Origin of the sequence: Anaerostipes sp. (genome assembly GCF_018381315.1) — a bacterium.
In the GTDB taxonomy this organism is placed as follows: Bacteria; Bacillota; Clostridia; order Lachnospirales; family Lachnospiraceae; genus Anaerostipes.
On sequence record NZ_JAGZSD010000040.1, the window covers coordinates 1 to 3,243 of the forward strand.

Sequence of the window (3,243 nt, forward strand, 5' to 3'; positions counted from 1 at the left end):
ACATTACGATAAAACTGCCTGACATAGAAGATATTATAGAAAACTCAGAAGGGGGAAAAGAATCATGCAGAAAAAGAAAATCTGGACGGTTGTATTAGCCGGCTTTTTGACGGCAGCATTGGCAGCCGGCCAGGGAAGTCTGTTTGCCAAGGATGAGGCAGAGGGACAGCCAAAACAGGAACAGCAGGGAATGACAGAAGTAAATAATTGGGGGGGGGGGTACGGAGAACGTACCAACAGAATTCATCAGTACAGAAGAATTAACGGAGGCTGCGAATCCTGATAAAGAGAAACAATATATCGGGCAGGAAATAAAACAATCGGATTCAGAAAAGAAACCTCAGACAAAGAGCACAAAAAGCAAGAAGAAAACATCAGAAAAAACGGAGACAGGACAGACAAAGCTGGATGTGAGCAAAGGAAGTATTCAGATCAAAGCAGAAGGAGCAGTGGGCGGAGGTCTTTCCCAGGCGGAAAACAGTCTGAATCCGAAAGGATATTATATTACGGGTACAACAACAGACAATAAAATTGTAGTGGATTCTGGAGTAACCACAGAACTGACCTTTGACAATGTCAATATCACGAATCAAAACCGGAGCGAGAACTGTGTAACGGTTTCTCATGCAAATGTAACTATTACTCTGATTGGAGAGAATCATCTTTCCTGTGAAAAATCAGAATATGGAGCTTTGGTGAAAAACGGAATGGATGATACATATTTGACATTACAATGTGCGTATTCAAATATCAGTGGACACAGATGTAAGAAAGAAACCTGCGGGAGTTTAACGGCAGGAGGAGTTAAAGATCATGTATCTGCAATTGGAAGCATTACGGCTGACAGGGAAATAAAAAGTGAATCTGGATTTTCCAATCTTATAATCAAAGGGGGAAATATAACTGCACATGCAGGTGAAGACAACTGCGCGATTGGGGTAGCCTGTGACAGTTTTAATCATGGAGGAGATGGGTATACAAAGAATATCAGAATATCCGGCGGAAATATCATTGCTGTTGGAGGAGCTCACTGTGCAGGAATCGGAAGCGGGAAATGGACTCCGGTAGACGGTATTTATATAACAGGAGGAAATATCTATGCATCGGGAGGCACAGATTCTCCGGGAATCGGATCAGGAGGAAATTCAGATAATTTACACGTAGCATCAGCTAAACTGGATATTTCAAATATTGTGATCAGCGGCGGAGATACAGTTGTCAAAGCCGTAGGTGATGAGGCAACCAATATGCCCGGTATAGGATGTGGGAATGCTCCTGCCGGATATGAAAAAGGAAAAGCAGTCAACGTTACAGCATCTCCTGAAGCTGGATATCAAGGGTATATCCAAGATGGAACTACAGAAACAAATTATGATTTTACAGAGGACACCCCTTTTCATACTGATACCGATATCTCTGTTGAAAAATATTACACCAAGATATATTTTGGTCCATACCGGGATGAAAATACAATTGCAAAGGACACGAAAGAACAGATTGGAGCCAATCATGTGATCAGTAAAACCGGAGGAAACGGATTTACGGAGAAACAGTTAAAAGATTTGACCAAAGTGAATGGAAAGCAGGAGAATGGCACCAGTTTTTCGGCAGAAGACCTGACCATTGCAGATGCCGTGCAGGTGAAAAAAATCAACGATGCGAAAACCAGTGGAAAGATTGGGGAATACCCACTGACATTTACGACACCCAGCGGGACAGAAGTCACTGTGATGGTATCGCTGAGAGACAGTGGAACCGATGCATCCAAGTTTGATCCGAAAAATCCTACTCCGGTCATAGGTGCAAATGATTTTGAGAAGGATACCGGGGGAGATGCTTTCACAGAAGAAGAATTGAAGAAATATGGAGAGCTGAAAGGAAAGGATAAGGACGGAAATACAATCTCTTTGGATGATTTTACAGTGGATGCAGAACAGATGCAGAGAATTAATGAAGCGAAAACAGCAGGGGAAGCCGGGACTTTTGAACTGACCTACACAGCAAAGAGCGGAAATCAGGTAAAAGTGAAGGTATCGCTGGTGAAATATGATGAGACTGTAAAGAATCCGGATAATAAAGAGAGTATCAAAGGAATGAATGTGGTCAGCAAGACCGGAGGCAGGGGATTCAGTGAAGCTCAGCTGAAAAATCTGACAAAGGTTCAGGCATTTGATGAAAATGGACATGAGATCCCGGCCGAAGATCTTGTGCTGTCTGATCCGGATGAACTGAAGGCGATTAACGATGCAAAGACCGCAGGGGAGACAGGAGATTTTTCTCTATCCTTTGAGACAGCCGGTAAAACGAAAGTGACGGTTACAGTCTTTTTAAGGGATGAAGGAACAGACGGAGCCAAAGAAAATACAGACAAGCCGGGAGCATCCATTGCAGCCAATGATGCGGTGCACAAGACCGGAGGAAACGTCTTTTCCAAAGAAGAATTGATCAGACTGTGTAAAGCAGAAGGAAAGGATGAAGCCAGGAATAATGCACAGATCAGTATAAACAAAGATGAGATGGATCGTCTGAATACCGCAAAAAAGGCGGGAAAAACAGGTGCCTTTACTCTTACCTTCTCAGTCTCAGAAGGAATAGAAGCAAGGGTTACAGTCACTCTGACAGGAGAGCATAAGGTAAGCTTTAATCCAAACGGAGGAGACTTTACCCCGAAAACTCAGACAGTAACAGGCGGGAACTGTGCGGTGGAGCCGAAGGAACCCGGGAGAGAAGGATATACATTTGAAGGCTGGTATTATAAAGATGAAAACGGCAAAGAACAAAAATGGGACTTTGGGACACCAGTCCATTCCGACATTTCATTAAAAGCTAAGTGGAAAAAAGCCTCCAAAGAAACTGTTTCATCGGAACAAAAAAACAGTTCCGACGGAGGTAAAAACAGCAAAGATAAGACAAAAAAACAAAAGGGAAGTTATTATTGGGACAGCGAGGATATTACAAAGGATTATGGAAAAAAGAAGTCTGTGGCACAAACAGGTGATAAGAATGATATATCCTTATTTTTCTCTATGTTCACTGCAGGCGTGGGATTGATTTTTATAATACACAGCAGGAACAGACAAAGGAACGATAGTTCCAGATAGATGGATGCTGATTTTTTAGGTTTTCTAACCTTTGGTTTAAGTGCTGGTCCTTAAAGACATTACGATAAAACTGCCTGACATAGAAGATATTATAGAAAACTCAGAAGGGGGAAAAGAATCATGCAGAAAAAGAAAATCTGGA

At 42.3% G+C, this 3,243-nt stretch carries 2 protein-coding genes; both read left to right on the forward strand.

Features of this window, described 5'->3' with window-relative positions; genetic code table 11:
- Positions 1–64 precede the first annotated feature (64 nt).
- Positions 65–283, forward strand: a complete 219-nt coding sequence (locus KH180_RS16470; protein WP_290762411.1) for a hypothetical protein — start codon at positions 65–67, stop codon at positions 281–283.
- A gap of 127 nt (positions 284–410) precedes the next feature.
- Positions 411–3,101, forward strand: coding sequence for an InlB B-repeat-containing protein (locus KH180_RS16475; protein ID WP_290762413.1), 2,691 nt, complete (start codon positions 411–413; stop codon positions 3,099–3,101).
- Positions 3,102–3,243 lie beyond the last annotated feature (142 nt).